The organism is Azospirillum sp. INR13 (genome assembly GCF_015390205.1).
Classification (GTDB): Bacteria; Pseudomonadota; Alphaproteobacteria; order Azospirillales; family Azospirillaceae; genus Azospirillum.
Genome location: NZ_VUOI01000002.1, coordinates 160384 through 184893 on the forward strand (window position 1 = coordinate 160384; position 24510 = coordinate 184893).

At 68.6% G+C, this 24510-nt stretch carries 22 protein-coding genes; 16 read left to right on the plus strand and 6 right to left on the minus strand.

From position 1 onward, the window contains the following. Positions 1 to 9 precede the first annotated feature (9 nt). From F1643_RS02435 to F1643_RS02470, 8 genes are all read left to right on the plus strand, one after another. The gene (locus F1643_RS02435; RefSeq protein WP_194910388.1) at positions 10 to 684 is read left to right on the plus strand and encodes a hypothetical protein; all 675 of its coding nucleotides are present in this window, start codon (positions 10 to 12) and stop codon (positions 682 to 684) included. Between the two features lie 36 nt (positions 685 to 720). Continuing rightward, positions 721 to 1212 (plus strand): RT0821/Lpp0805 family surface protein, encoded by a 492-nt coding sequence (locus tag F1643_RS02440; protein WP_194910398.1) that lies wholly within the window; start codon positions 721 to 723, stop codon positions 1210 to 1212. Between the two features lie 136 nt (positions 1213 to 1348). Further along, entirely contained in the window at positions 1349 to 2578 is a 1230-nt protein-coding gene (locus F1643_RS02445; RefSeq protein ID WP_194910400.1) for a tetratricopeptide repeat protein, read from the plus strand. Beyond that, positions 2575 to 3573: a hypothetical protein gene (locus F1643_RS02450; RefSeq protein WP_194910402.1), complete on the plus strand. Its 999-nt coding sequence runs from the start codon at positions 2575 to 2577 to the stop codon at positions 3571 to 3573. The genes F1643_RS02445 and F1643_RS02450 overlap by 4 nt, the downstream gene beginning before the upstream one ends. A 30-nt stretch (positions 3574 to 3603) precedes the next feature. Beyond that, positions 3604 to 4770 carry a methyltransferase domain-containing protein gene (locus F1643_RS02455; protein ID WP_194910405.1) on the plus strand — a complete coding sequence of 389 codons (1167 nt, stop codon included), beginning with the start codon at positions 3604 to 3606 and terminating at the stop codon, positions 4768 to 4770. Then, positions 4770 to 5684: a sugar nucleotide-binding protein gene (locus tag F1643_RS02460; RefSeq protein ID WP_194910408.1), complete on the plus strand. Its 915-nt coding sequence runs from the start codon at positions 4770 to 4772 to the stop codon at positions 5682 to 5684. Before F1643_RS02455 ends, F1643_RS02460 begins: the two co-directional genes overlap by 1 nt. Before the next feature lie 130 nt (positions 5685 to 5814). Further along, positions 5815 to 6936, plus strand: a complete 1122-nt coding sequence (locus F1643_RS02465; RefSeq protein WP_194910409.1) for a sulfotransferase domain-containing protein — start codon at positions 5815 to 5817, stop codon at positions 6934 to 6936. An 8-nt stretch (positions 6937 to 6944) separates the two neighbouring features. Further along, complete coding sequence (locus F1643_RS02470; protein ID WP_194910411.1) at positions 6945 to 7736, plus strand: hypothetical protein; 792 nt, start codon at positions 6945 to 6947, stop codon at positions 7734 to 7736. A gap of 22 nt (positions 7737 to 7758) precedes the next feature. Here F1643_RS02470 and F1643_RS02475 read toward each other — a convergent pair whose 3' ends face one another. Further along, positions 7759 to 9096 (minus strand): hypothetical protein, encoded by a 1338-nt coding sequence (locus F1643_RS02475; protein ID WP_194910412.1) that lies wholly within the window; start codon positions 9094 to 9096, stop codon positions 7759 to 7761. 41 nt (positions 9097 to 9137) lie between these two features. Continuing rightward, entirely contained in the window at positions 9138 to 9656 is a 519-nt protein-coding gene (locus tag F1643_RS02480) for a WbuC family cupin fold metalloprotein (RefSeq protein WP_194910422.1), read from the minus strand. Between the two features lie 339 nt (positions 9657 to 9995). Between F1643_RS02480 and F1643_RS02485 the strand changes: the two genes are divergently transcribed. From F1643_RS02485 to F1643_RS02500, 4 genes are all read left to right on the plus strand, one after another. Then, positions 9996 to 11672 carry a hypothetical protein gene (locus tag F1643_RS02485; RefSeq protein ID WP_194910424.1) on the plus strand — a complete coding sequence of 559 codons (1677 nt, stop codon included), beginning with the start codon at positions 9996 to 9998 and terminating at the stop codon, positions 11670 to 11672. A gap of 11 nt (positions 11673 to 11683) precedes the next feature. Then, entirely contained in the window at positions 11684 to 12823 is a 1140-nt protein-coding gene (locus F1643_RS02490; RefSeq protein WP_194910426.1) for a TylF/MycF/NovP-related O-methyltransferase, read from the plus strand. 164 nt (positions 12824 to 12987) lie between these two features. Continuing rightward, entirely contained in the window at positions 12988 to 13989 is a 1002-nt protein-coding gene (locus F1643_RS02495; RefSeq protein ID WP_194910430.1) for an SDR family oxidoreductase, read from the plus strand. A gap of 58 nt (positions 13990 to 14047) precedes the next feature. Continuing rightward, on the plus strand, positions 14048 to 15634 hold the full coding sequence (locus tag F1643_RS02500; protein WP_255542323.1) for a PfkB family carbohydrate kinase: 1587 nt from the start codon (positions 14048 to 14050) through the stop codon (positions 15632 to 15634). 31 nt (positions 15635 to 15665) lie between these two features. Here the strand turns inward: F1643_RS02500 and F1643_RS02505 are convergent, their stop codons facing one another. The 4 genes from F1643_RS02505 to F1643_RS02520 are packed head-to-tail and all read right to left on the minus strand — an operon-like array spanning position 15666 to position 21245. Further along, the gene (locus F1643_RS02505) at positions 15666 to 17930 is read right to left on the minus strand and encodes a GSCFA domain-containing protein (RefSeq protein ID WP_194910431.1); all 2265 of its coding nucleotides are present in this window, start codon (positions 17928 to 17930) and stop codon (positions 15666 to 15668) included. Then, the gene (locus F1643_RS02510; RefSeq protein WP_194910432.1) at positions 17927 to 19354 is read right to left on the minus strand and encodes a hypothetical protein; all 1428 of its coding nucleotides are present in this window, start codon (positions 19352 to 19354) and stop codon (positions 17927 to 17929) included. Before F1643_RS02510 ends, F1643_RS02505 begins: the two co-directional genes overlap by 4 nt. After that, the gene (locus tag F1643_RS02515) at positions 19345 to 20139 is read right to left on the minus strand and encodes a hypothetical protein (RefSeq protein WP_194910434.1); all 795 of its coding nucleotides are present in this window, start codon (positions 20137 to 20139) and stop codon (positions 19345 to 19347) included. Before F1643_RS02515 ends, F1643_RS02510 begins: the two co-directional genes overlap by 10 nt. An 11-nt stretch (positions 20140 to 20150) precedes the next feature. Then, positions 20151 to 21245 (minus strand): 3-oxoacyl-ACP synthase III family protein, encoded by a 1095-nt coding sequence (locus F1643_RS02520; RefSeq protein ID WP_194910435.1) that lies wholly within the window; start codon positions 21243 to 21245, stop codon positions 20151 to 20153. A 255-nt stretch (positions 21246 to 21500) separates the two neighbouring features. Here F1643_RS02520 and F1643_RS02525 point away from each other — a divergent pair, with 255 nt between their 5' ends. The 4 genes from F1643_RS02525 to F1643_RS02540 are packed head-to-tail and all read left to right on the plus strand — an operon-like array spanning position 21501 to position 24476. Beyond that, positions 21501 to 22265, plus strand: coding sequence for an SDR family NAD(P)-dependent oxidoreductase (locus F1643_RS02525; protein WP_194910437.1), 765 nt, complete (start codon positions 21501 to 21503; stop codon positions 22263 to 22265). Positions 22266 to 22273: 8 nt separating this feature from the next. Continuing rightward, entirely contained in the window at positions 22274 to 22915 is a 642-nt protein-coding gene (locus tag F1643_RS02530) for a Rieske 2Fe-2S domain-containing protein (protein WP_194910444.1), read from the plus strand. Further along, the gene (locus F1643_RS02535; protein WP_194910446.1) at positions 22912 to 23913 is read left to right on the plus strand and encodes an RHO alpha subunit C-terminal catalytic domain-containing protein; all 1002 of its coding nucleotides are present in this window, start codon (positions 22912 to 22914) and stop codon (positions 23911 to 23913) included. Before F1643_RS02530 ends, F1643_RS02535 begins: the two co-directional genes overlap by 4 nt. Continuing rightward, positions 23913 to 24476, plus strand: a complete 564-nt coding sequence (locus F1643_RS02540) for a GNAT family N-acetyltransferase (protein WP_194910448.1) — start codon at positions 23913 to 23915, stop codon at positions 24474 to 24476. Before F1643_RS02535 ends, F1643_RS02540 begins: the two co-directional genes overlap by 1 nt. The last annotated feature ends 34 nt before the right edge of the window (positions 24477 to 24510 follow it).

The window sequence follows — 24510 nt, forward strand, 5'->3', positions numbered from 1 at the left end:
CCCCCAGCGATGCGTCTCCTGGTCTACGGCATGCAGTCGAGCGGTGCGACCGCCTTCACCCTGTTCCTGGCCCAGCGGCCGGACTGCCTGGCGCTGGTCGACATCCTCAACAACTATGCCGCCCCGCGGGTGGACACCGAACTGGACATGGTGGTGAAGGCGGTGGTCACCACCGCCTACCCGCTGGAGGTCCACCGGGAGCGCTTCCGCCCCGACCGCACCGTCCTGCTGCTGCGCGACCCGCGCGACACCTACCGCAGCCTGTCGGCCAAGCCCTACCGCAACCATTCCGGCCTGATCGACGAGAAGTTCGCCCTGATCGACGAGGTCTTCGCCGGCCGGGAGGAGCGCTTCGACGCGGTGGTGCATTACGAGGATTTCGTCGCCCGCGATCCCGTCGTGCTGGCCGCGATGACGGCGCTGGGCTGGCCGGTGGATGACGGCTTCTACGACTACCGCCGCCGCCACGACGAGCTGGCGGGCGCCCTGTGGCGGCATGTGCCCGACCTGATGGAGCGCATCGAGTTCGCCTTCGGCAACGTGCAGGGCCGGGCGGTGTCGGAACGGGTCCGCGAGAAGCCGCAGGATCCGGAGTTGGAGGCGAAGCTGCAGACGCTCTGCCCGCGCCTGCTCGCCCACTACCGGGAGAGGGCTGCTGCACAAACGGCGCCGCTTGCGCTATAACCGGGGGACAATCCTCGGAAAGGAAGAGAGCCTCCGATGCGTGCCCACACCCGTTTCACCCGGATCGCCGCCGTCGCGCTGCTTGCGCTGTCCACCACGCTGGCCGGCTGCCAGACCGGTTCGATGGGCAGCAAGGAAGGGTTCGGCACCGTCGGCGGCGCCGTTGCCGGCGGCCTGATCGGCTCGCGCTTCGGCGGCGGCTCGGGCAAGCTGGTGGCGGTCGGCATCGGCACGCTCTTGGGCGCCTTCGCCGGGCGGGAACTCGGCGCCTCGCTCGACCGTGCCGACCAAGCCTATGCCGACCGTGCCGCGACCCAGGCCTACAGCGCGCCCATCGGCCAGCGGATCACCTGGAACAACCCGCAGTCCGGCAACCAGGGCGTCATCGTGCCGCTCAAGGACGGCTATGACGGCTCCGGCGCCTATTGCCGTGAGTTCCAGCAGACCATCGTCGTCGGCGGCCGCACCGAACAGGCTTTCGGCACCGCCTGCCGCCAGCCCGACGGGTCGTGGAAGATCGTGGGATAAAGCGATCGGAGCAGACTGGTCGCCGCCGACCGCCCGCGGCCGTTCACGTCAAATCGATTTCGATTTGCCGCGATCCGCTCTAGGATCGGCGCCCGGTATCGCCCCTGCCGGGGCACAACCAAAGGGTACAGCATCCATGTCCGCACCGGCCATGCCCCTGACTGACGAGCAGATCGAGCTTTGGCGCAGGCGGATCCGGGAAGACGTCTCCTCGAACTACTATTTCGAGATGGGGAAGGCGCTTGCCGCCCAGGGTGAAATCCAGCCTGCCGTCGATCAGTTCCAGCGCGCACTCGCCGCCCGCCCCGATTTTCCGCTGGCCTTCCGCACCCTGCAGCTCCTGTTGATCCAGGCGCAGCGGCCGGAAGAGGCGGAGGCCGTCCGGCAGGCCGCCCTGCGGGCCAATCCCGATCACGAGGCGGCCTCCAGGCTGGCCGAGATCGAGCGGCTCGAAGGGCGCGACGACCTCGACGCGGCGAACCGGCTGGTGGCCGAGTTGCTGGAGATCGCCCCCGGCAGGGTGGAGGCGCTGCACTGGCAGGCCTATCTCGCGGCGCGGGCCGGCAGCATCTCCCTGCCGGCCGCGGTCGCCGCCCTGCCGGCTTTGAACGACCAGGTGCTGCGCCGGACTCTGGCCGACCGTTACCGCTGGGTGAGCCTTCCCCATATCGAGCGCCGCCATTTGGGCAAAGTGGTCCGGCTGCTCGACATCGCCCGCTTCTACGATCCGGGGGAATGGGGCTGGGCCGCGCGCCATGCCGCGGCCATGCTCTGCGTCGGACGGATGGGGGAAGCGGTCGATCTGCTGGACGCTCTGCTGGATGCCGCCTCCGGCCCGAAGGGCATCGAGCCACCTGCGGCAAACCTTCTCATCCGTGCCAATCTCGCCGCCGGACGTGTCGACCGTGCCGTCGCTCTGGCAGAGGCTGCTCTCACCGGACCGTCTTCCACGCCGGACGCGCGGAGCCTGCTCGGCCTGTGCGCCGCCAACCGGGGCGACTGGCGGGCAAGCGAGACGATCCAGCGCGAAGCCCTGGCCGCGAAACCGGACGACGCCTTCGCCCGCACCAATCTCGGGCTGGCACTCCAGGGACAGGGCAGGCTCGCGGAAGCGATCGAGGCCCATCGGGCGGCACTCGCAATCCAGCGCGACGATGCTTGGACGCACACCAACCTGGGTCTCGCCCTTGCCGCCGCCGGCGATGCGGCCGGCGCGCTCGATGCCCACCGGACGGCCATCGCGCTGGGCAAACCCTTCCTGCTCTACACCTTGCCGCAACGGCGTTGGGCATTGGATGAGCTGATGCGTGTCTATCGGGAACTCGGCGCCTTCGAGGAAGGCGAAAGCGGGAACGGGGCGGGATGAGCGGCCCGCCGAAGCCGGAATCGTTCGGCTCTCCGGACGGTTCGGACGACCGTCACATCGTCGACCACGACCGCCTGCGCCAGGCGCTGCGTCGTGCCGAACCGGCCGCCCCCCGTCCTTTCCTGTTCCTGGGTGATTCCACCTACGAAAGGCTGGGCAGCGCCGACGACGACCGTCGTTCCTTGGGACGGATGATCCTCGACCGTTTCGATGCGGAGGATGGCGGGCGGGCGCCGGTGCGGATCATCTCCTACGGCGCCTATAACCTGCGCCTGTTCCGCCATGTGCTGGAAGCGGCCGAACAGGCGGGCTGGCGGCCGCGGACGGTGACCTTCGTCGTCAGCCTGCGGTCCTTCGGTCCGATCTGGATGGGCACGCCGGAATGGCAATGGGACGGACATGCACGGTGGCTTGCCGCCTTCGCCGCCGGGCGCGACCCTATGGCCGTCGGTGATGGCGATGCCGGTGCGGAAACGGACCTGCCGTCCGATCTGCCCGCACGGCAGGCGGCCTTCCTGGCCAGCGGCCTCGATACGCTGGGGCCGATCCCCGGCGTGGTTTCCAAGACGGTCGCCGATTTCCAGGCCCTCCTGGAGGACAAGTCCGAGGAGGCCCGCGTCCGCCGGCTGACGGAGGTGTTCGCCGTCTATCACGGCTTCGCCATCGCCGACGGCCATCCGCTGCTGGCCGAACTGCGCCGGGCGGCCGACGCGGCGGCACGGCTGGGGGCGGAGGTGCACGGCTACATCCCGCCGGTCAATCTGGAAGCCGGGACGCGCTATCTGGGAGAGGGGCTGCGCCGGCAGGTCCGGGCCAATGTCGCGGCGGTGCGGACCGCCCTCGGCTCCGGACTGGATACCGGCGGTTTCCGCCTGCATGACTGTTCCGAGATGTTCCCCGCCGCACTGTTCCTGCGTCCCGAACAGCCGACGGAGCATCTGAACGACCATGGGCGGCGCAAACTGGCGGAACTGCTGGTCCATGCCGTCCGCTGACGCTGCCTGCCGATTGGGGAAAGCCGCCAAGTGACCGACCAGCCTGCAAAAGAGTCCTCTGCCGCGCAAAGCGACGTCCTGACCTTCTACCGGGCCAACCGGGTCAGCCCCGTCGGGCAGGCGATCCAGGATCTCGATGCCCATTTCCGGCGCCGGCGTTCGCTCTACCAGATGCTGGGGCTGTCGCCGCTGGCCGTCCGCGGCCGGCGGGTGATCGAGTTCGGTCCGGGGTCCGGGCACAATCCGCTCCACACCGCCAACCTGCGGCCGGCCACCTACGTCCTGGTCGACGGCAACGACACCGGGATCGCGGAAACCAAAGCGCTGCTGGAGGCACACGGCCTCTATGGCGATGGCGTCCGGCAGGTGAAGAGCCTTTTCCTCGACCATCCGCAGAGCCCCGACTACGACCTCGTCCTGTGCGAAGGGGTGACGAACATCCAGAAGGACCCGGCGGCCCTGGTCCGGCACATCGCCGGCTTCGTGGCGCCGGGCGGCATCCTGGTCGTCACCTGCGTCGATGCCGTCTCGTTCCTGTCGGAGATCTGCCGGCGGTTCCTGGCCCGGCTGGTCGCCCCGCCGGACCTTCCGCTCGACAGGCGGCTGGAGTTGGTCCGCCCCTATTTCGCCGACCATGTCGGCGCCCTTCCCGGGATGAGCCGCTTCCCCGACCATTGGGCGATCGACGTCCTGCTGGTTCCGAGCCTCGGCCGCTTCTGGGGAATCGGCGAGACGATCGGGCAGCTCGACGACCGCTTCGATCTGTTCGGGGCCTCGCCCCGCTTCAGCGCCGACTGGCGCTGGTACAAGACGGTCGACGGCGAGTTCAACGGGCCGGCCATCGACGAATTCCATCGCCGGCACCATGTGCTGCTCGACCATCGCCATCTGCCGGACGCGGCGTCGGCGGACGAGACCCGTGTCCTGGCGACGGCCTGCGACGAAGCCTGCACGGCGATGCAGGACGCAATCGAACGGCCGGACCCGCCCGACCTGTCCGGCGTGCTGGACGCCATGGCGCGCGTCAGGGCGTCGGTGGCCGCCCTGGCCCCTGCGACGCTGCCGGCGGTCGAGGACTTCATGGCGATCCTGGAAGACTGGCGGCCGGGACGGGAACTCCGGCGGGCAGCCGCCTTCGCTCCCTGGTTCGGACGCGGCCAGCAATATCTCAGCCTGGTGCGGCGGGACGGGGCTTGATGGGGCGGGACCGTCTCCTCGTCCTGGGGGGAAGTGGCATCATCGGCCGCGCGCTCGCCCGCCGGCTGGGGCCGGAGCGGGTCGTCCTGACCGGCCGGAGCCGGACGGGATCGGGCGTGTTGCCGTTCGACGCGGCGACCGACGATGCCGGGCGGCTGATCGATGGACTGGGTCCGCTGGACGCCGTCGTGCTGATGTTCGGCATCACCTCCCCCGACGCCTGCGCCCGCGATCCCGAGGCCGCCCACCAGATCAATGTGGAGGCGATGGAGCGGGCGGTCCTCGCCTGCGCCTCGCGCGGGGTGCCGGTGGCCTTCCTGTCCAGCGAAGTGGTGTTCGACGGCCGCCGGGGGAATTACCGCGAAGACGACAGGCCGGCGCCGCTGATGCTCTATGGCCGCCAGAAGCTGGCGGTCGAGGAGATCATCGCCAGGGAAGCCGAGGGACCGCACCGCCTGAAGGCCGTCATCGCCCGCTGCGCCCGGGTCGTCGGCACCCGGCCGGGCGACGGCACCCTGGTCACCGACCTGCTGGAACGGCTCGCCCGCGGAGAAACGCTGCGGGTGGCGGCGGATCAGCGCTTCTCGCCGATCCTGGACGACGACGCGGCCGATGCCTTGGCAACCCTCCTGAACCGCGGGCGGACGGGCATCGTCCATCTCGCCGGCCCCGAGGCCGCCGGCCGCCTGGAAATCGCCGAGCGCTGCCGCCGCCGGTTGCGCGACACCGCTGACGGCGGACAGAGTCCCCTGGAGATCGGCCGTATCGAGGCCACGAGGATGCGGGACTTCCCGACGCTGGAGCCACGTCCACAGGATGTCTCTCTGTCCATCAGGCGACTGACCGAATTTACAGAACTCGCCCTGGTGGGAATAAATGAAATGATTGAACGCTGTTTGAGCGCTCAGGTATAATATATGTGCCTTTGACGAGAAATTAACCAAGGTAGCGGCGATGGTCACCCAGGTTCTTGAGAATTCTTCCAATCCATCCGAAAATCCTGTGGATTGGGAGGAGGTGGCGGCGGCCTGGTTGATGGAATGTTTGTCGCGCATCGAAGGTGGCCTGCCGGCCTGGACACCGGAAACTTTTCCCGCCATCCGCCAATTCGCCTCCTGCGAGGAGGCTGCGGCAAGTCTCGACCGGCTGACGCGGCTCCATCCGCAGATGAAGAGCGCCATCCTCCGACTGGGCCGCGGCCTGAAGGAGAGGCGGGAGACCGGCGCCCTGCTGTCGCTGCTCGAAGCCGCCCTGACGCTGAGTCCGCTGTGGGGAAGCGACCTCGCTCCGCTCCAGAATGCCATCGTGGCGCAGGGAAGGCTCACCGACCTTCTCGGCCTTTACACGCGGACGGCGGCCATTCATCCGTCCTTGCCCATCCATCTGCTGCCGCATGCCCGCGCCGAGGGGCTGGCCGCCGCATGGGACAGGCAGTTGCGCCGCAAGGAAGCGGGACTGCCGGGCATTCTCCTGAACACGCTGCCCAAGACCGGCAGCATGTACCTGGCCGAACTGCTGTCGAAGAGCCTCGACCTTCCCTGGTCGACTACGGCCATTCCCGACCATGCCCTGCGCGACCGGGCGGTTCGCCCCTGGATGGCGCAGTTTGCCCTCGGCGGCGCCCTGTCGCAGGAGCATCTGCCGGGAACCCCGGAAACCATCGAGGCGCTGCTGGCCAGCGGGATCGACCGGCTGATCGTCCATGTCCGCGATCCGCGTCAGACGATGTTGTCGTGTCTCCATCATTTCGTGAAGGAATTCGACCAGATCGTCGAAATCCACGCGCCGTACCTTCCGGACGACTTCAACCGCCGTTCCCTTGCGGACTGCGCGGATTTCCTGATCGAGAATTACTTCGCCGAGCAGATGGAGTGGATCCGCAGCTGGGCGCAGGTGGCGGACGCCGGCATGGGCCTCCAGATCCTGTTCAGCGTCTATGAGGACTCGGTCAGCAACCCGTCGGCATTCCTGTCCAAGGCAATCGACTTCTATGGGGTCGGCGGGCTCGAGGGCGTCACCGAGGTGGAGGTCAAGCCGTCGGAGTCCCTGCATTTCCGCCGCGGGTTGAAGGACGAATGGCGCACTTCCTTCACGGCCGCGCAGCAGGCACGCATGCGCGCCATGATGCCGGACGATCTGGTGACCAGATTCGGCTGGCCGGATTGAACGGCGCGATGACCTTGCCGGCACCAGAAGCGGATGGGGCACGTCCGGCCGCCGAACCGGTCTTCGACGACGCGGCGTTCCACGACTGGTCCATCGCCTGGATCGCCGCCCGCGCCGAACGGCTCGCTCCGCTGCGGACCGGTCTTGCCGGCCTTGCCCGCCGGGCGGCGATCCTGTTCCGGCGCCAGGGCAAGACGGTCCGTGCCGCCGCCCTTCGCCGGATGGTGGAGGTCCTGGGGGCCGATTCGGCCGGCCGGCCGGCCCGGCGCTCCCAGTGGCGGGCGGCGCTCGAACAGCGCGCCGCCAGGGATCGGCTGGACAGCCCTGCCGGTCTCTTCCCCGATCTGCCGGCAGCCGTCGCCGCCGGTCCCCGGCCCGACCTCGCCCACGGGAATCCGGCCCTGTGGGAAGCGCTGTGGACAGACCTGGAGCGGGAGGAGTTGGGCAGGGCTCTCGGTAGGGAGGGAGATGCCAGCCGTGTGGTGGATCCGCGCCTGCTCGACCTGTTGATCGCCCAGGCGGCACGGCAGATTCCGCTCCGGCCGGCCGATGCGGGATTCGGCTGCCGGGCGGCGGAGACGATGAGCGGGATGCTGGAACTGGCCGGGTTCGGCGAGGCGTCCGTGGTCGCGGCGATGCTGGCCGTCTATTTCAATCCACGCGACGGCTTCGCCCATCTCAGGCTGGGCGAAGCATTGGCCGCCATCGATCCGGGAGCGTCGGCCGAATTGCACCGGGGCTTGGGCTTCCGGCTCGAATGTCTGCGCTCCGCGGCGACGGAACCATGCCAGCCGCTTTGACGCCGGCCCCCGGCTTTCCGGATCAGCGATCCACCAGATAGAGTTGGCCGAGCCCGGTGTCGACCGGACCGCCGACAACCTGCAGGGCGGGCAGGGTGCCGCCGCCCAAGCTGCGCCCCTCCATGACGCCGGCCGCCGCACCGGTCCCGGGCAGGATGCGGTCTGCAAGCCGCTCCGCCCCCGTTCCGGACAGCAGCAGCCTCAGTTCCGCGGCTTCGGCCGGCAGGAAGGCCCGGTAGGGGCGAAGGCGGGCGACGGACAGGGACAGACGCCCGCCCAGGGCGGCGGCGGTCAGTTCTGCCCCCAGATCCGTCCGCCCAACCTGCCGCAAGGCCCGGGCCGCCGCCAGCATCTCGGCGACCGCCAGACCGTCCATGGCCGCCCGCCGGGATTGCCGGGCCGCACGCGCCAGATCCGCGGCTTCGCCCGGCCGGTCGCTGCCGCGGCAGCGGATCGCCCGCGCCAGGAAGCGCCCGCCATGCAGTGCGTGCTGTTCGCCCTGTTCGTGGAACCACCGCCCGGTGACCACCGCGTCGGGCGCAGGGTCGAGCCGGGCGCGACCGAGGAAGCGGCGGGCGCGGGCGATGTCGACCAGCATCAGATCGTCGCTCGATCCGATCATCGCGATCTCGGTCTCCGCCAGCCCAAGCGTTTCGACGAAGCCGCGGTCGATGGTGCCGTTGAAGCCGCACTCATAGCCGGTGCCCACGACGACGAGCGGCACGGCATGGAAGATGGTCTGGATGAAGGAACGCTCGCCGCAGGGGCGCAGCCAATGGGACGGGGCCTCCGGACGCAGCCGGCCATCGGTCAGGGAGGACGCGAAACTCGGATGCATATGGTCGATCGCCAGCCCGACCAGTTCCTGCCCGGACAGCGCGACGCTCCCGTCGGGCCGGACATGGTCGCGCAGGATTGCCGGAACGAAGCTTTCCATGGTCACGCGGACCCCGCCGCACAGGACCAGGCGCTTTCCGGCCCGCAGCAGCCGGCCGAGGGTGCGGAAGCTGCCGTCGGACCAGAAGCCGTCCGCCGCCTGGGGCACGAAGGCGGCGCCGGCGGCGGCGGCCTGCCGGATGGCCTCGCGCAGCAGGTTCGACATCCCGCCATAGGTCTGCGACAGGTCGAGATGGTCGCAGGGCACGATGTCGGTGCGGATGCGTCCGGTGAAGCGGCGCCAGATCGGGCTGGACCGGATCAGCCCGGCATCCGCCGACCGGGTGAAGATGCGGAACCGGACGTCGCAGACCTCAGCCAGGGCGGGGAGATTGCCCTCGGCCAGCAGGCTCGGCATGCTGACGTCCGTCAGGACCGAAACATAGCGCTCGCCCCAGACCGGGACGCAGTAATGCAGTTCCATCCACTCGCTCTTCCACCGCTCACCAGCGCCGCGTCACCCGGTCAGGACCGCAGGACCCGCTGCATGTAGGCCTCGATCTCTGGCCGCGGCGACCGGCCCGGCGCCCAGTCGGCCCAGTCGGTGCCGGTCTTGTCGAAGGGACCCAGGATGGTCTCCAGATAGACGGTTCCATTCGACGTCGAGGTCATGGTGTGCCAGATGCCGGAATCGAAGCGGGCGATCGGCCGGCTTTCGGCATCCAGTTCCAGCCGGCGCAGAACCTCTCCCGCCTCGTTGAAGAAGACCACCCGGAGCGCGCCCTTCAGGATGAGATAGGATTTCTGCCGCCCGACCTGCCGGTGCGGACGCAGATAGCCGTGGTCGGCCAGGGCGATGACCATCTCGTGCAGCGGATCCTGCTCGTCGCGGTGCAGGCAGATCCGCACCCGCCCTCGCGGGTCCTGCCGGCTTTCTTCCAGCAGCGCATCGAGACGCTGCGCATCCACCTCGAAGCAGTCCGTCCAGGGCTCGAAATAGGCCTTCGAGGAATAGGAGTTGGGATCGGGGGACGATGACGTCATGGCATCCAGGCTCCGCGGGAAATCCGTAAAGCGGCGTGAACCGAGTCCTCTGCGGACGCAACGAAGGTTCGGAAGCGCCGATGTGGGAAACGCCGATATGGAAAACGTTGAACGAACGGGCGGGATGGGCGGCAAGCCGCAGCTTCGGAAAGGATGCCAAGTATCCGCCAGACCGCCGCACGCAGGCAAGACCTTCCTGACGCCACGCAACCAAAGGGGTTGCCTCGTTCAGGTTGCCCCATCCGACGAGGAAGCGGGGTCGGGGGTGACATAGGGTCTTGGTGGTTGCGCCTGTGCTCGGGCATAGTGCGCTACCCCATTTGCGGAGCATCACCAGCGTTGGCCGGCCAAGACGACAGCCTGACGGAAGCCCATGGCAGGAGCGGCCTGTCCCTCGCCACGGGTGCCGATGCCTTCCCCGAAAATCCCTGGGCGGCGTTTCCCGCCGCCGGACCGTCGGAGCTCCGAACGCTGGAGGCCTGGGCGCTCGCATGGCACGGCGCCCCACGCGACATGGCACTCGCCGAGCGTTTCTGCCGCGCCGCCCTGCCGCCGGGGCGGGTTCTGGTACATGGCGCCGGCAGCCATTCCGCCTGGCTGATCCCGGCGCTGAAGGCGATGCCGGGGGTCGAGCCGGTCGGCGTACTCGACCGCATGGCCGGCGCGCTGACGGACTTCCACGGCCTGCCGGTCCATCCGCCGGCCGAAGCCCAGTCGCTGGACGCGGATTATGTGCTGGTGGCCCACACCTCCTTCGAGCAGGAGATGGTGACGGCGCTGACGGCGGCCGGCTATCCGGCGGACCGCATCCGGACCCTCTACTCCTCCGCCGGCTATGCCGCCTTCAGCCGCGAGCGGGTGGGCGCGCTGGTGGAGGCCGCGGCAACCGGTCCGGTCGACAATCTGGTCGTCACCTCCGCCACCGCGGAGGTGGTTCCCGAACGGATGCTGGCCGGCCTGCTCGAGGGGGGCCGCACGCTCCATGCCTTCCTCGGCCGCGCCGCCGGTTCGGATCCGTCCAGCCTGTTCGAGACGGCCGACCTGCTGGAATCCCTGCAGGCGTTGAAGGCGCTGCTGCAACGGGTGCGACCGCGGACGGTCTATGTCCGCACCATCCTCTACAAGAATTTCCTGCTGCCGCTGATCAAGCTCTGGTCTCCGGACTCGGTGGTGATCGGGGAGCCGTACGACCTCACCATCCTGTGGAGCGATCGCGACCTGGAGCTTCTCTTCGGCCTGGACGCCCAGACCATCCGCATGCTGCGGCTGGGTGAACGGCTGGCCGGCGGGACCGACATGCTGGTCTCCAAGCGCGGAGGCGCCCTGTGGGAGAGGGTGGCCCGGCCCTGGCAGGCGGAGTCCGTGCTGTTCTTCCCGGCGCTGCAGGCGCCACCGGGCGAACGCCGGGCACCGGGGTCGCTGGGCGACATCGTGTATGCCGGCTTTTTCCCCGCCGCGGCCTTCCTGAAGGATTTCCGCAGCGGCTACAATTTCGTGCCGGTGCTGACGGATCTGTGCCGGCAGAGCGGCATGACGGCGGCGCTCTACAATTCGGCCCATATGCCGGGGGCGGGCGACGGGCTGTTCGCCGAGTATCTGGAAACGCTGACCGGCCCGCTGCACTACCATCCGCGGCTGCCCTACGCCGACATGCTGTCGGCCCTCACCGGCTATCGCTATGGCTGGCTGTGCGACCACCGCGACCGTTTCCAGGGCGACCGCCATGTCTGCGTGTGCAACCGCTGGACCAGCTACATCTGCGCCGGCCTTCCGGTGCTGATCGACAAGGACTGGAGCTTCATGGGCGACCTGACCCGGCGCTTCGGGGCGGGGATCATCGTCGACGCCCTGACCCCCGACGCCATCCTGGCGCAGCTCGCCACAGCCGACTACCCGGCCCTGCAGGCGGGTGCCGAAAGCCTGCGCCGGCATCTGGACGCCTGCAACGGGACGGTTCTGGACCGGATCGCCGCCCGCATCGACGGCGGCGCCCGCCGGACTCTCCAGCCGAATTGAAGGAGCATACCGTGACCGACCGCCCCATCGATTACCGTCAAGCCCCGGCGATCTACCTGTACGGCAGCGGCGGGCTGGGGGCGATCTTCCGGCGCAAGCTCGAACGGCTGGGCTACGGCAACGCGAAGGGCTTCATCGACAGCTTCAAGGGCAGCCGCGAGGATGCCGGATTCCCGACCTACCGGCTGGACGAGTATCTGGCCGACGTGCGCCGGCCGGGCGACGTCATCCTGATCTCGTCGATGTACGAGGCGGAGATCCGGACGCTGCTGGCCGAAAAGGGGATCGTTGGCGGGATTACCGGCGGCGTCATCAATTACAGCGAGTTCGCGGCCGCCCACATCCGCAACGACATCGACATCATCGCCGGCGACATCGTCGACAACGCCTATGTCACCCCGGCCTCGATTGCCTTCATCGACGCCATCACCAGCCAGAACCACAACCATGTCTTCTGCGGCGACCGACTCATCACGATCGACAAGACCAACGGCTTCCTGGCGGACGAGCGGTTCCAGGCGGCGTTCCGGTCGATCTTCGGCGTGCAGAGCTACGACCAGTATGGCGGACCGCACACCATCGCCCATCGCCTGAACACGCTGGTCTGGGCGGCGCAGAACGCCCTGGCGCTGGACGGCGACTTCGTGGAATGCGGCGTGCTGCGCGGCGACATGTCCTGGGTGGTCGTCAACGCCACCGATTTCCCGCAGTCCGGCAAGCGTTTCTATCTCTACGACAGCTACGAGGGTTTTTCGGACCGCTATTCGTCCCCGGCGGATTTCCCGGAGAATCCCGGCTTCTACGAGTATGTCCAGCAGAACTACCGCAGCAACAGCGCCGAGGCGGTGCGGCAGCGCTTCGCCCCCTGGCCGCAGGCGACGGTGATCCAAGGCTTCCTGCCGGACAGCCTGTCGATCGAAAGCCCGGAACGCATCGCCTATCTCCACATCGACCTCAACTCCCCCGCCGCGGAGATCGGCGTGCTGGAGAAGCTGTTCGACCGGGTGGTGCCGGGCGGCTTCGTCATCTTCGACGATTACGGCTGGCGGTTTTTCCGTATGCAGAAGGAGGCGGAGGACGCCTTCATGGCCGAACGCGGCTACCGCATCCTGGAGCTGCCGACGGGGCAGGGGCTGGTCGTCAAGCGCTGATCCCGGAACGGGAGTGGTGGCGACGGGATGGGGACGGTCCAAACGTCGCAGGGCGCAGCCTCGCATCATTAACAGATGTTGAACGAGTTTCCTGCAGCGTGTCGGCGCACCCTGCGGGAAAGCTGCGGGTAATGATCGGGATTCAGCATGATCGGGAGACAGGAATGACGGTGTCCGGGTTCGATCTGGTGACCGGGGCCGCCGGCTTCATCGGCAGCCATCTGGTGGACGCCCTGCTGGCGTCCGGACGTACCGTCGTCGGGCTGGACAATCTGGCGGTCGGGCGGCTGGCCAACCTCCAGCAGCATCGCGAGAACCCCAATTTCCGCTTCATCCAGGCGGACGTCGCCGACCGGGCGGCGATGCGCGACGCCATCGCCGGAGCGGAGCGGGTGTTCCATCTGGCGGCCCTGGCCGACATCGTGCCTTCGGTGCAGAATCCGGACCGCTACCATGACGCCAACGTGAACGGCTCCTTCGCCGTCGCCGAGGCCGCGAAGGAAGCGGGGGTGCGCAAGCTGGTCTATGCCGCGTCCTCCTCCTGCTACGGCATCCCGGACGTCTACCCGACGCCGGAAACCGCGCCCATCGCCCCGCAATATCCCTACGCCCTGACCAAGTGGATGGGCGAACAGCTGCTGCTGCACTGGGCCAAGGTCTATCAGTTGCCGGTGGTCAGCCTGCGCTTCTTCAACGTCTATGGTCCGCGGGCCCGCACCAGCGGAACCTATGGCGCCGTGTTCGGCGTCTTCCTGGCCCAGAAGCTGGCCGGAAAGCCGCTGACGGTGGTCGGCGACGGCACCCAGACCCGCGACTTCACCTATGTCTCCGACGTCGTCGCCGCCATCGTCGCCGCCGCCGAGCGGGGGCGGACCGGCGAGATCTACAATGTCGGCAGCGGCGCCAGCGTGTCGGTCAACCGGCTGGTCGAGCTGATCGGCGCCGATGGGGTGGAGCATCTGCCCAAGCGTCCGGGCGAGCCGGACTGCACCTTCGCCGACATCGGCAAGATCACCGCCGAACTGGACTGGGCGCCGAAGGTCCCCATCGAGGAGGGCGTCGCCCGCATGATGGACAATCTCGACTACTGGCGAGACGCCCCGGTCTGGAGCAAGGACGGCATCGCGGACGCCACCCGCGACTGGTTCAAGTATCTGGGCCGCTGAAGAAACATCGTTGGAAGGAACCGGCACGCGAGGCGTGCCGCAGGACAGGGTGGGGGACATGACCGTGACTGACCTCGGCGGACTCGCAGAAGGGGCGATGGGAGCCGGACGGCATCGCCAGACCCGCGACAAGGTGAAGACCCTGGAGGATCTGGGCGCCATCGTCGCCGAGGCGCGCGCCGCCGGGCGGCAGGTCGTCCATTGCCACGGCGTGTTCGACCTGCTGCATCTGGGCCATGTCCGCCATCTGGAGGAGGCCTGCACCCACGGCGACATGCTGGTGGTCACCGTCACCGCCGACCGCTACGTCAACAAGGGGCCGGGGCGGCCGGTCTTCTCCGAACTGCTGCGGGCGCAGATGCTGGCCGCCCTGGAGCAGGTGGATTATGTCGCGGTGAACCATGCCCCCACCGCGGTCAACGCGCTGTCCGCCGTCAGGCCCAGCGTCTATGTGAAGGGCTCCGAATACGCCAACGCCGCCGACGACGTCACCGGCGGCATCGTGGACGAGCGGGAGGCGGTGGAGGCCCATGGCGGCCGCCTCGCCTTCACCGACGACATCACCTTCAGCAGCTCCAGCCTGATCAACAAGTATCTCGGCGTCTACGACGCCGAGCTGCACGCCTATCTTGAGGACGCGCGCGACCGCGACCTGCTGCCGGTCATGCTGCGGGCGGTGGAGGCCGTGCGCGACCTGAAGGTGCTGGTGGTGGGCGACACCATCATCGACGAGTACCGCTACGTCATTCCCCTGGCCAAGGCGCCCAAGGAGAACATGATCGCGACGCTCTACCGCGACCGCGAGCTGTTCGCCGGCGGCGTCATCGCCGCCGCCAACCACACGGCCGCGCTCTGCGCCAGGGTCGACGTCCTGACCGCCATCGGCGAGGATGCCGGCGACGAGGCGATGGTCAGGGCCAGCCTGAAGCCCGGCGTCGCCATGGACTTCGTCCGCCGCGCCGGCAAGCCGACCACGCGCAAGACCCGCTTCCTGGAGCCGGGCTACATGCGCAAGCTGTTCGAAGTCTACGAGATGGACGACACTCCCCTCGACCAGGAGGAGGAGGACGCCTTCTGCGCCATGATCGCCGAGCGGGCCGGGGACTATGATCTGGTGATCGCCACCGATTTCGGGCACGGGCTGATCACCGACCGGGTGGTGGAGACGCTGACCCGTCACGCCCGCTTCCTGGCGGTCAACACCCAGACCAATTCGGGGAACCTGGGCTACAACATGATCACCCGCTATCCGCGGGCGGATTTCGTCTGCATCGACGCGCCGGAGGCCCGGCTGGCGGTGGGGGACAAGTTCAGCGACATCGCCATCATCGCCTCGGAAAAGCTGCCGGCGCGGATCGACTGCTCCAACCTGATCGTCACCCAGGGCAAGCTGGGCTGCGTCAGCTACGGCAAGGACCGCGGCACCCACCGCATTCCCGCCTTCACCAACACGGTGGTGGACACGGTGGGCGCCGGCGACGCCTTCCTGGCGGTGACCTCGCCGCTGGCGGCGGCGGGGATCCCGATGGACGTCGCCGCCTTCATCGGCAACGCCGCCGGCGCCATCAAGGTCGGCATCGTCGGCCATCGCCGCAGCATCGAGAAGGCCCCGCTGGTCAAGTTCCTGACGGCGATCCTCAAATAGCCGTCAGGGCCGCCACCTCATCGCCCGCCGGTCATTGCCTGCTGAGCAGCAGGCCGGCGGCCTGCTCGCCGATCCACAACGACCCCGCTTGGGAATAATGATAGCAGTCGGGCTGGAAGAAGCCTTCGATGCCGGCCGCCTCGGTGCGGTGATAGAGGTCGTTGAGATCGACGAAACGGTCCGGCCGCTCCATCGCCTTCCCGCTCCATAGCTCCGTGATGAAGGGCACCGGAGCGGTGAAATCGAATATGATGTTGGTGCGGGCCTCCTCCGGGGGGATGAGGATCTGGTACTCGCCTGCATGCAGCGAGATGCGGTTCTCCTGCCTCCACCGGAAGAAATCCAGATTGCCGTCCGGGGAGGCCTGCCGGAATTTCCGCCTGGTCTGATGCGCCTGCGGGGAACGCTCCGGACAATAGGTCATCGGCTGCAGCATGTTCACCAGCGGAAAGCCGAGTTCTTCGGCAATGCGCTGCGTGACATCGACCGAAAACAGGAAACGCTGGACCATATCGACGGTCCACTCCGACAGCGGGCGGTAGATCCAAGGCGGATTGCGGCCATAATCCTCGCCGACGTCCAACTTGGACACGGTGACGCTCAGATCGAACGGCGGCGGCGGCAGCGTCCGCAGCTGATAGCCGTGCCGCCGCAGGAACTCTCCCTCGTCCTGGAGCAGGGCCGATTCCGGATCCGTCGCGACGAAATGCTTGTAGTGGAGATTGAGCCGGTAAAGAACGTCATTCGCACCGTCCAGTGACAGCGCCCGGTCGATCCGCAGCCCGCGGGTGCCCAGCGCTCCTTTCAGGATTGGCATGAAATCGGCAATCCGGAACACCGTCCAGCCACACACGCCGGCATTCACCACCACCCATTTGCCGGCGGCGGCGCTGTCCAGCCGCTGGGCCATGGGATAGGGCCAGTTGGGGATCATGCAGGTGTGCGACGCTCCGAAACAGGCGGCGATCCGCCGTCCGGCCGCGGCCTTGGCAAGGGCGTCCAGCCACTCTTCCAGCGATTCCAGGACCCGGTGCCGATCGGGCGCCAGGGTGGCAAGCAGATCGCGATAGATCGGGTTCAGCGGATGGCCGGCCGGCATGTAGCTGGTGATGAAGCCATCGAGATAGAAATCGCAAAGCGGTATGCCGAACCCCGACAAGGGATCGCTGCCCCGCCGCCCGTATGCCATGTCCTCCTCGCAGATGATCTCGGGCAGGTTTTCCACCGGAGGCGGAGCGGTGTCCGATGCAGCGGAGGAGGGAGCGGAAGGAACGGTGGAAGAAGGAACAGCGGAAACGGCGGCTTCCGCCGGACCATCCCCCTTCGCTTCGTCCCCGGCCACGAACAGGCTGGAAAAGGCGCGCATGACATGGGCCACGCCCTCCGGCGTCACGCTGCGCCGGTCGGCGGCATAGTAGCGGTCGGTCTGGAAGGTGCCGGTGATGATCTCGTAGGAGGCGAAATAATCGACCTGCGGACGGCGGGCAGCGATGTCGCCGGCGGCCACGCGCAGCACCGACTTGGAATGGACCGTGCTTTGCAGCACGTCGCGCGGCTCCATCGTCGCCACCAGCGGCACCGGCGACACGGTCAGGATGACGCGGGCCCGGGGATTGACCTCCTCCAGACGGTCGAGGAAAGCCTCCAGATGCGCAACGACCTCGCCCACCCCGAAATTGACGAAGGCATGGCGGGCGGGATCGAAACGGCCGCAGCCCCGGCTCCCCGGACAGACCGGGAAGACCGCGCCGTCCTCCAGCGACCGCCAGGCCTCGGTCAGGCCGAGGGTGAAGACGAAGACGTCCATCTCTTCGAACATGCGCCGGGCCGCGGCCAGATGCGCCTCGCGGTCGGCCGCCAGTTCGGCGGGGGTGGCGAAGGCCGCCGGCTGGATGAAGGGGCGGAACGGATCGACCCAGCCGGGGCCGTAGCTCCCCTCCGACCGCCAGACATCCTCGCGCGGGGAAAAACGCCCATAGGCCCGCTCGATCAGCTGGAGCAGTTGCAGGGCGGTGTAGATGTTGGCGAAGCGGGCCGGATAGACACCCCAGCCCGCCGCCCGCCGCTCCTCCTCCGCCAAACCATCGGGACCGGGTTCGGTGACGAGGTAGGTGAAGCCGTTCTCCCTCAGCCAGCGGGCGATGTTCTGGGCGAAGCAGCTTCCGGCACTGGCGACACGGGTGTCGCGGCGGATCGCCGTTCCGACGTCGCTGGCAGGCAGATAGTCGCCGGGCACCGTATCGACGAGCGCACGCTTCCAATAGGCCTGCGGCGGAAGGGCGTCATAGGGGGTCATTCCAGGCACTCTCCTGAAAGCGTTTGCTCGACATCGGCAAGAATGGCGGCCGGACTGTAGAGTCGCAGGCCGCCGGGCAGGTCGAGCGGCGTCAGGTGCACCCCGCCGACCGTCACCCCGCCCCCCGCATGCGGATACACGTCCAGCACCCCGCCGGCCAGGGTCGGAAGCCGCACCGGTCCCGGCCAGTCCCGTCTGGTGACCACCCGTCCGGCGACCAGACGCCCGGCGACCGCCGTCCGCAGATCGGCGCCCGACAGTTCCAGCCACTCCGCCAGAACCGGCTCGGGAGGCGCGAAGAAGCTCGCCTGTTCCGGAAGCGCCAGCCGGCGGTGGGCATGGTCGTCGCGCAGCAGGCGCCCGAGCAGGGCCGCGAGCAGCGGCCGTTCCGCGGCAAGCACCGTCTGGGCCTCGTAGAGCGCGTGGCTGCGGCGCAGCGCGGCCTCGATGCGGCCGGAAAAACGCTCCATCCGCTGCCAGCGATGCTCCGGCGTATCGTCGGCCTGGAAGCGGATCGGCGTGCTGAAGACGTCCATCTGGCGGTCGGTGATCCAGCGCCGCGTCCAGGCGGCCAGATAGGGGACGGTCAGCGGATAGGGGGTGTGCTCCCGGAACTGGTAGCGGCCGCTCACCTCGACGACCAGGAAATCGCGGCTGTTGGCGATGGTGGACAGCTCCTCCGGCGCATAGGCCCGTTCCACATAGTCGAGATCGACGGAGCGCTGCGGCTCCACCGCCTCCTTCGGCGGCGCCAGCAGGAAGGGCTGGGCGAAGAACACCCGCCGCAGGAAGGAATGGGAACCGACACGCCAGCTGACATTGTGGGCGCCGATGGTGCTGAAGCGCGGCCCCCAGAAGCGGATCTGGTCATGGACGTGCATGTGCTCGATCGCCAGCCGCAGCAGCGGCTCGTTGCCGATGGCCATGACCGGTCCGGTTCCCGTCGCGTCGCCGCGCCAGTTCTCCAGGATGGGGACCATCTGCTCCCGGTTGGTGCGGATGCCGGCGAACAGGACGCAGCGCGCCCCCCGCAGGGCCAATGTCGCCAGATGGTCGAGCGAACCGTCGCCCCAGACATGATCGGGCTGGTCGAAGACCCAGGTGGCGCCCCGTGCCCGGCAATCGGCCAGGATCTGTCGGTGGGCCAGATTCATCTGGTTGATCTGGCCCATATAGTCCGGGGTGGCGGCCATCTCCTGCAGCGGCTCGATCCGGCAGGGGATCAGGCGCGTCAGGGCCTGATAGGCCGGATGGGCTTCGATGACCGCGCGGTCGGCCGGCGTGGTGACCAGCAGATGCTCCAGCGGCAGGCGGGCTGCGGCGGCCGGCACGTTGCCGGGCGCCAGCAGGCTGGGCAAATTGACGTCCAGCATGGTCCGGACATAGCGCGCGCCCCAGACGCATTTGGCGATGCTCAGGCGCATGGGACCTCCTCCGCCGGATCGATCATCGACGGCAGCACGCGCCACCAATGCTGGCTGAAGACGGCCGTCCGCCGCCATTCGCCCGGTTCCGGCGGCTGCGCCAGGGCGCCGACGCGGTCCTCGGCCGCAACCTCTGCCAGGCATTCCGGCAGCCGCACCGGCAGCCGGTTCCGGTCCAGATAGTCGCGCAGCCGCTCCGCCTGCCCGGTTGCCAGCAGGGCGACGGCGTAATTGGCCATCGCATGGCGCTGTCCGGGATCGAAGCCCAGGGCGGTCTCGAAGGCCTCCGCCGCCAAGTCGAACCGTCCGCCGGCGGCATGGACGGCGCCGACGTCGTTCCACACCTCCGCTCCCGGCGCCAGGGCCAACGCCATCTGCGCCGCGTCCAGCGCCTCGTGGAACCAGTCCTCGTCCGGCCGGCGCCGGCTGCGCCGGCCATGCCGCCAGGTCTCGGAGAAATCCCCGTGGATCAACTCCATCTCGCGGATCTCGCAGAGCAGATGAGCCTCGGCCAAGTGAGCCGGCCAGAAGCCGGGGGCAATGGTCCGCGCCGCCTGCGCCTCGCTCAACGCGAAGGCACGGTCCATGCCGGTGACGTACCAAGCGAGAGCGGACAGCAGGCGCCACCGCGGGTCATTGGGGAAGCGGGCGGGAAAGCGGACGGACTGGCGGCGCAGGATACCGCCGAGCTTGGCCGCCTGATTGTCGCGGATCAGGCGCGCCGCCAGGGTAAGCTGTGCGTCGAGACCCGCAGGCTCCGCCGCGAATGCCGGATCGAAGGACATCGGGCGTTCCCTCAAACAGCCAGCACCGGATAGCCTTCCGGCAAATCCACCACCTGCGGCTCCGGCATCGGCCCCAGCTCCGCCACCATCGCCCCCCAGGACCAGCCGACCCCGAAGCCGGCCATCAGCGTCTTCACCGGCCCGGCCGCCAATTGCGCCCCCATGCTGTGGCATATCGCCAGCGGGATGGAGGCGGAGCTGGTGTTGCCGAAGCCCTGCATGTCGATGACGAAACGGTCGGCCGGCGCCTTCACCCTTTTCCGCAGATGCTCCAGCATGAAGGCGTTGGCCTGGTGCAGGACGAAACGGTCGATGCCCTCGACGTCGGTGCCGGCATGCTCCATCGCCTCGCGCAGCAGCGGCGGCACGGCGCGCAGCGTGAAGGAGAACACCTCCGCCCCGTTCAGCGTCAGCCGGGAGTCGCGCTCCAGCTGGGCGGCGGCCTCCTCGTCGGCGATCCGACCGGCGGTGCCGACCGGCGGGATCAGGCAATGGCGCTTGCCGCCGGCCTTGACGAAGATGTGCGGCGCGCCGGCGCCGTCGGTGCCGATCACCACCGGGATGGGCGGAGCAGCGGCATCCACCTCCAGGGCGGTGGCCGATCCAGCATCGCCGAACAGCGGCAGGGTGGCGCGGTCTTCGGGGTGCAGGTAACGGGTCGGGTTGTCGCCGCACAGGACCAGCGCCCGCTTGGCCGTCGATCCGCCCAGCAGCTTTGCCGCGATCCACAGGCCGTAGACATAGCCCGAGCAGCCCAGCGGCACGTCGAAGGCCGCGGCACTGGTCGGCAGCCCCAGCCGGTGCTGCATGATGCAGGCGGTGGCCGGCAGCACGTAATCGGCATCCTGCGAGACGAAGACCAGCACCTCCACCGTCGCCGGGTCCCAGTCCAGCTGCTGCATCAGCCCTTCCGCCGCGGCGAGGCAGAGGTCGGACGCGCAATAGGGCGGCGGCAGCACGCGGCGTTCCTGGACGCCGATGGTGGCAGCCAGCTTCTTCATCTCCTCCACCGTGAACATGCCCGGATCCTCGACGAAGGAATGGCGCTGGGGCGGCACCACCGCGCGCAGGCCGGCGATCCGGATGCCGTCGATGATGGCTTTCATGGCAGTCCTGTCCTTCGCGTGTTCAAGGGCCCGGCGGGGGCCTCTTCGGAAATCGGTGGTCGGCACCATAGCCCAAACCATAGCGCACAGTGGCCCCGGATTGGTTTCCGGAAGATTGATTGCGGACAATTGCAGCAGACGGCACCTCCGGCCAGGCACCATCCGCCGTTCAATCGAAAAAGCCGCAGCGGGGAGCGTGTCGCCCCTGTGCTATGGTCCGCGTCCCGACACGCCACCAACCAGGATTCTCCCGCCATGACAGCCGCCTACAACCCCATGGACCTGACCGGCCGCCGCATCCTGGTGACCGGGGCGTCGGCCGGGATCGGCCGGGCGACGGCGGTGGTGCTGGCGAAGCTCGGCGCAAGGCTGGTGCTGAACGGCCGCGACGAGGAACGGCTGGCCGGGACCGCCGACCGGCTGGAAGGGGACGACCATGCCATCGCCCCCTTCGACCTGTCGGATCTGGAAGCCGTGCCGGGCTGGGTGAAGGGGCTGTGCGCCGACGATTCACCCTTCGACGGCATCGCGCATTGCGCCGGCATCCAGACGCTGCGGCCGATCCGCATCTTCTCCGCCGCCTTCTTCGACGAGGTGATGCGGGCCAACCTGGGCAGCGCGCTCGCGCTCGCCCGCGGGCTGCGGCAGAAGGGCTGCCATGCCGAGCGGGCGGCGATTGCACTGATCTCCTCCACCGCTGCGACGGCGGCCTCGCCGGGCAACGTCGTCTATGCCGCCAGCAAGGGCGGCATCATCGCCGCCACCAAGGGGCTGGCGGTGGAGCTGCTGAGCGACGGCATCCGCGTCAACTGCGTCGTCCCCTCCATCGTCGAGACCGAGCTGATCGAGCGCGGCAAGCAGAAGCTGACCGCCGAGCAGTACGAGCATCTGCGCACGCTGCAGCCGCTGGGCTTCGGCCATCCCGACGACATCGCCCACATGATCGCCTATCTGCTCGCCGACACCAGCCGCTGGATGACCGGGTCCATCGTCACGGTGGACGGCGGCCGCACCGCCTGAGGCCCGCCATGCAGAACGGATCTCCCAAAATCTGCCCTGAAAGCCGCTGGTTCCACCTCTGCATGGAGGACGACCTCGCCAGCCCCAACGCCTTCGTCACCACGCGGGTGGGGGCGGTGCCGCTGGTGGCCCAGAACATCAAGAAACGGGTGGTCGCCTTCCGCAACGTCTGCACCCACCGCTTCGCCGTGATCCATGGCGAGCCGTCGGGCTGCAGCCCATTGCGCTGCCCCTATCACGGCTGGAGCTTCGACGCCGACGGCGTGCCGGTGGGGCTGCCCTTCAACCCGACCGACTTCCAGCTGGAGGCCGAGGGGCGCCGGCGGCTGGCCCTGCACCCGGCCTCGCTGGCCCGCTGCGGCCGGCTGGTCTTCGTCCGGGTGGCGGCCGAGGGTCCCTCGCTGGAGGAGGAACTGGGAAGCGGCCCCTTCGCCCGGCTGGCCGCCCTCTCCGACGCCTTCCCCCGGCGCGGCGACGCGCTGGAGCCGGCCGGGGATTGGGAGCGCATCGAGGCGGCCAACCTGCGCCTCCATCTGGCCCCGGACGGCGCCCTGGTGCTGCACAGCGCCGCGCCAGCCGGCGCAGATAGCCGCTTTTCCCGCACCGTCACCCTTTATCCCATCACCGCCGATGCGGAGCTGCCGGCATGAGCGCGCATCCCGTCCAGAGCATCGCCCCCGAGGACGGCACCTTCCTGCCCCACAACCATTTCTGGACCGACGAGGCCTTCGCCCAGGAGCGCGAGCGGGTCTTCGGCCGCTGCTGGCTCTACATGGGCGTGTTCGACGACACGAATGTCCTGACCGCGGAAATGGCCGGGCTGCGCTTCGAGCTGCAGCGCCGCGGCGGGGCGATGGAGGGCGTGTGCCGCGACGGGGAGCGGGTGCGGCCCCTGCAGATCGACCGCTGCGGCGCGCTGGTCTTCGCCCGCGTGGCGCCAAAGGAAGGCGGGGACGGCGGGCCGACCCTGGCCCAGCATCTGGCGCCCTATGGCGAGCGGCTGGCCATGATGTCGGCCAACTGCCTGAACCCGCAGCCACCAGTCGGCATTGCGTTCCAGGCCAACTGGAAGGCGCTGGTCGAGAACACGATGGACGATTTCCACGGCTCCACCGTCCATCCCGACACCATCCACCCCGCGGTCCATCCCGACTGGCAGACCCACCTCGTCACCGAACGCCACGGCGCCAACAGCGATTCCCGCTGGCTGCTGGCCGACGGCACCGTCGGCTGGTGGGCGAAGCTGGACGCCAAGCTGCGCATGCGCCGCTTCGCCGACGAGTCGTTCTACCGCCACACCTTCATCTTCCCGAACTTCTATCTGGCGACCTTCTACGGGGCCACGGTGATCCCGCACCGGATCGACCCGGTCGCCGCCGACGCCTCGGTGCTGCGGTGGCAGCTGTTCCTGCCCACCACCCGGCTGGAGACGGCGCGCGAGCAGGCCTTCCACCGCTCCACCGCCACCTATCTGATCGACTCCGCCGGCGCCGTGATCGCCGAGGATTGTCCTGTCTGCGAGGCGGTGCAGCAGGGCCGGCCCGGCATCGCCGATCTTCCCCACATCACCGGCATCTACGGCTGGCGCGAGCGCCGCATCCTCGACTTCCATCAGGCGATGCTGCGGCAATTGGGAGAGGTTGCCTGATGAGCGGCGCCCTGACCTTCATCGAGCCGACGGAGGAGCACGCCCAGTTGCTGCTCGACTGGCGCACCCGGCCCGACATCGCCAGCCAGATGCTGACCAGCGTGGCTTACGACGTGGAGCGGCAGAAGACGTGGCTGCGGCGCTGTGCGGAACGGGACGACTATGTCCACCGCATCCTCTGCGTCGATGGCGTGCCGGCCGGCCATGTCTCCATCACCGTGACCGAGCGGGAATGGAAGATCGCCACCGTCGGCGTGCTGATGGGCGAGCGGGCAGGGCGGATGGGGGCGGCCCCGCTGAACTTCGCCTACATGCTGAACCACGTCTTCTTCACGCTGGGGCTGCGCAAGGTGGTGAACCACATCCTGGGCACCAACAGCCCCCGCCTGCTGAGAGGCCAGCCGATGATCGGCTACCGCCCGGTCGGCGTGCTGAAGCGCCAGGTGGTGAAGGACGGGCAGGAGATCGACCTGCACATCTTCGAGATGCTGGCCGAGGACTGGCTGGCGGTGCGCGGCCGGTTCGGGGTGTACCAGGATATGGACGGGCGAGAGTGGCGGTAGAGAGGGCAGGACGCTATCATTGAAATCAATGCAA

Coding starts and splice junctions, on each gene's coding strand:
- F1643_RS02450 (WP_194910402.1), top strand. CDS start 2,575: ATGAGCGGCCCGCCGAAGCCGGAATCGTTCGGCTCTCCGGACGGTTCG.
- F1643_RS02435 (WP_194910388.1), top strand. CDS start 10: ATGCGTCTCCTGGTCTACGGCATGCAGTCGAGCGGTGCGACCGCCTTC.
- F1643_RS02445 (WP_194910400.1), top strand. CDS start 1,349: ATGTCCGCACCGGCCATGCCCCTGACTGACGAGCAGATCGAGCTTTGG.
- F1643_RS02470 (WP_194910411.1), top strand. CDS start 6,945: ATGACCTTGCCGGCACCAGAAGCGGATGGGGCACGTCCGGCCGCCGAA.
- F1643_RS02480 (WP_194910422.1), bottom strand. CDS start 9,656: ATGACGTCATCGTCCCCCGATCCCAACTCCTATTCCTCGAAGGCCTAT.
- F1643_RS02500 (WP_255542323.1), top strand. CDS start 14,048: ATGACCGTGACTGACCTCGGCGGACTCGCAGAAGGGGCGATGGGAGCC.
- F1643_RS02540 (WP_194910448.1), top strand. CDS start 23,913: ATGAGCGGCGCCCTGACCTTCATCGAGCCGACGGAGGAGCACGCCCAG.
- F1643_RS02460 (WP_194910408.1), top strand. CDS start 4,770: ATGGGGCGGGACCGTCTCCTCGTCCTGGGGGGAAGTGGCATCATCGGC.
- F1643_RS02525 (WP_194910437.1), top strand. CDS start 21,501: ATGACAGCCGCCTACAACCCCATGGACCTGACCGGCCGCCGCATCCTG.
- F1643_RS02520 (WP_194910435.1), bottom strand. CDS start 21,245: ATGAAAGCCATCATCGACGGCATCCGGATCGCCGGCCTGCGCGCGGTG.
- F1643_RS02515 (WP_194910434.1), bottom strand. CDS start 20,139: ATGTCCTTCGATCCGGCATTCGCGGCGGAGCCTGCGGGTCTCGACGCA.
- F1643_RS02440 (WP_194910398.1), top strand. CDS start 721: ATGCGTGCCCACACCCGTTTCACCCGGATCGCCGCCGTCGCGCTGCTT.
- F1643_RS02530 (WP_194910444.1), top strand. CDS start 22,274: ATGCAGAACGGATCTCCCAAAATCTGCCCTGAAAGCCGCTGGTTCCAC.
- F1643_RS02510 (WP_194910432.1), bottom strand. CDS start 19,354: ATGCGCCTGAGCATCGCCAAATGCGTCTGGGGCGCGCGCTATGTCCGG.
- F1643_RS02505 (WP_194910431.1), bottom strand. CDS start 17,930: ATGACCCCCTATGACGCCCTTCCGCCGCAGGCCTATTGGAAGCGTGCG.
- F1643_RS02495 (WP_194910430.1), top strand. CDS start 12,988: ATGACGGTGTCCGGGTTCGATCTGGTGACCGGGGCCGCCGGCTTCATC.
- F1643_RS02535 (WP_194910446.1), top strand. CDS start 22,912: ATGAGCGCGCATCCCGTCCAGAGCATCGCCCCCGAGGACGGCACCTTC.
- F1643_RS02475 (WP_194910412.1), bottom strand. CDS start 9,096: ATGGAACTGCATTACTGCGTCCCGGTCTGGGGCGAGCGCTATGTTTCG.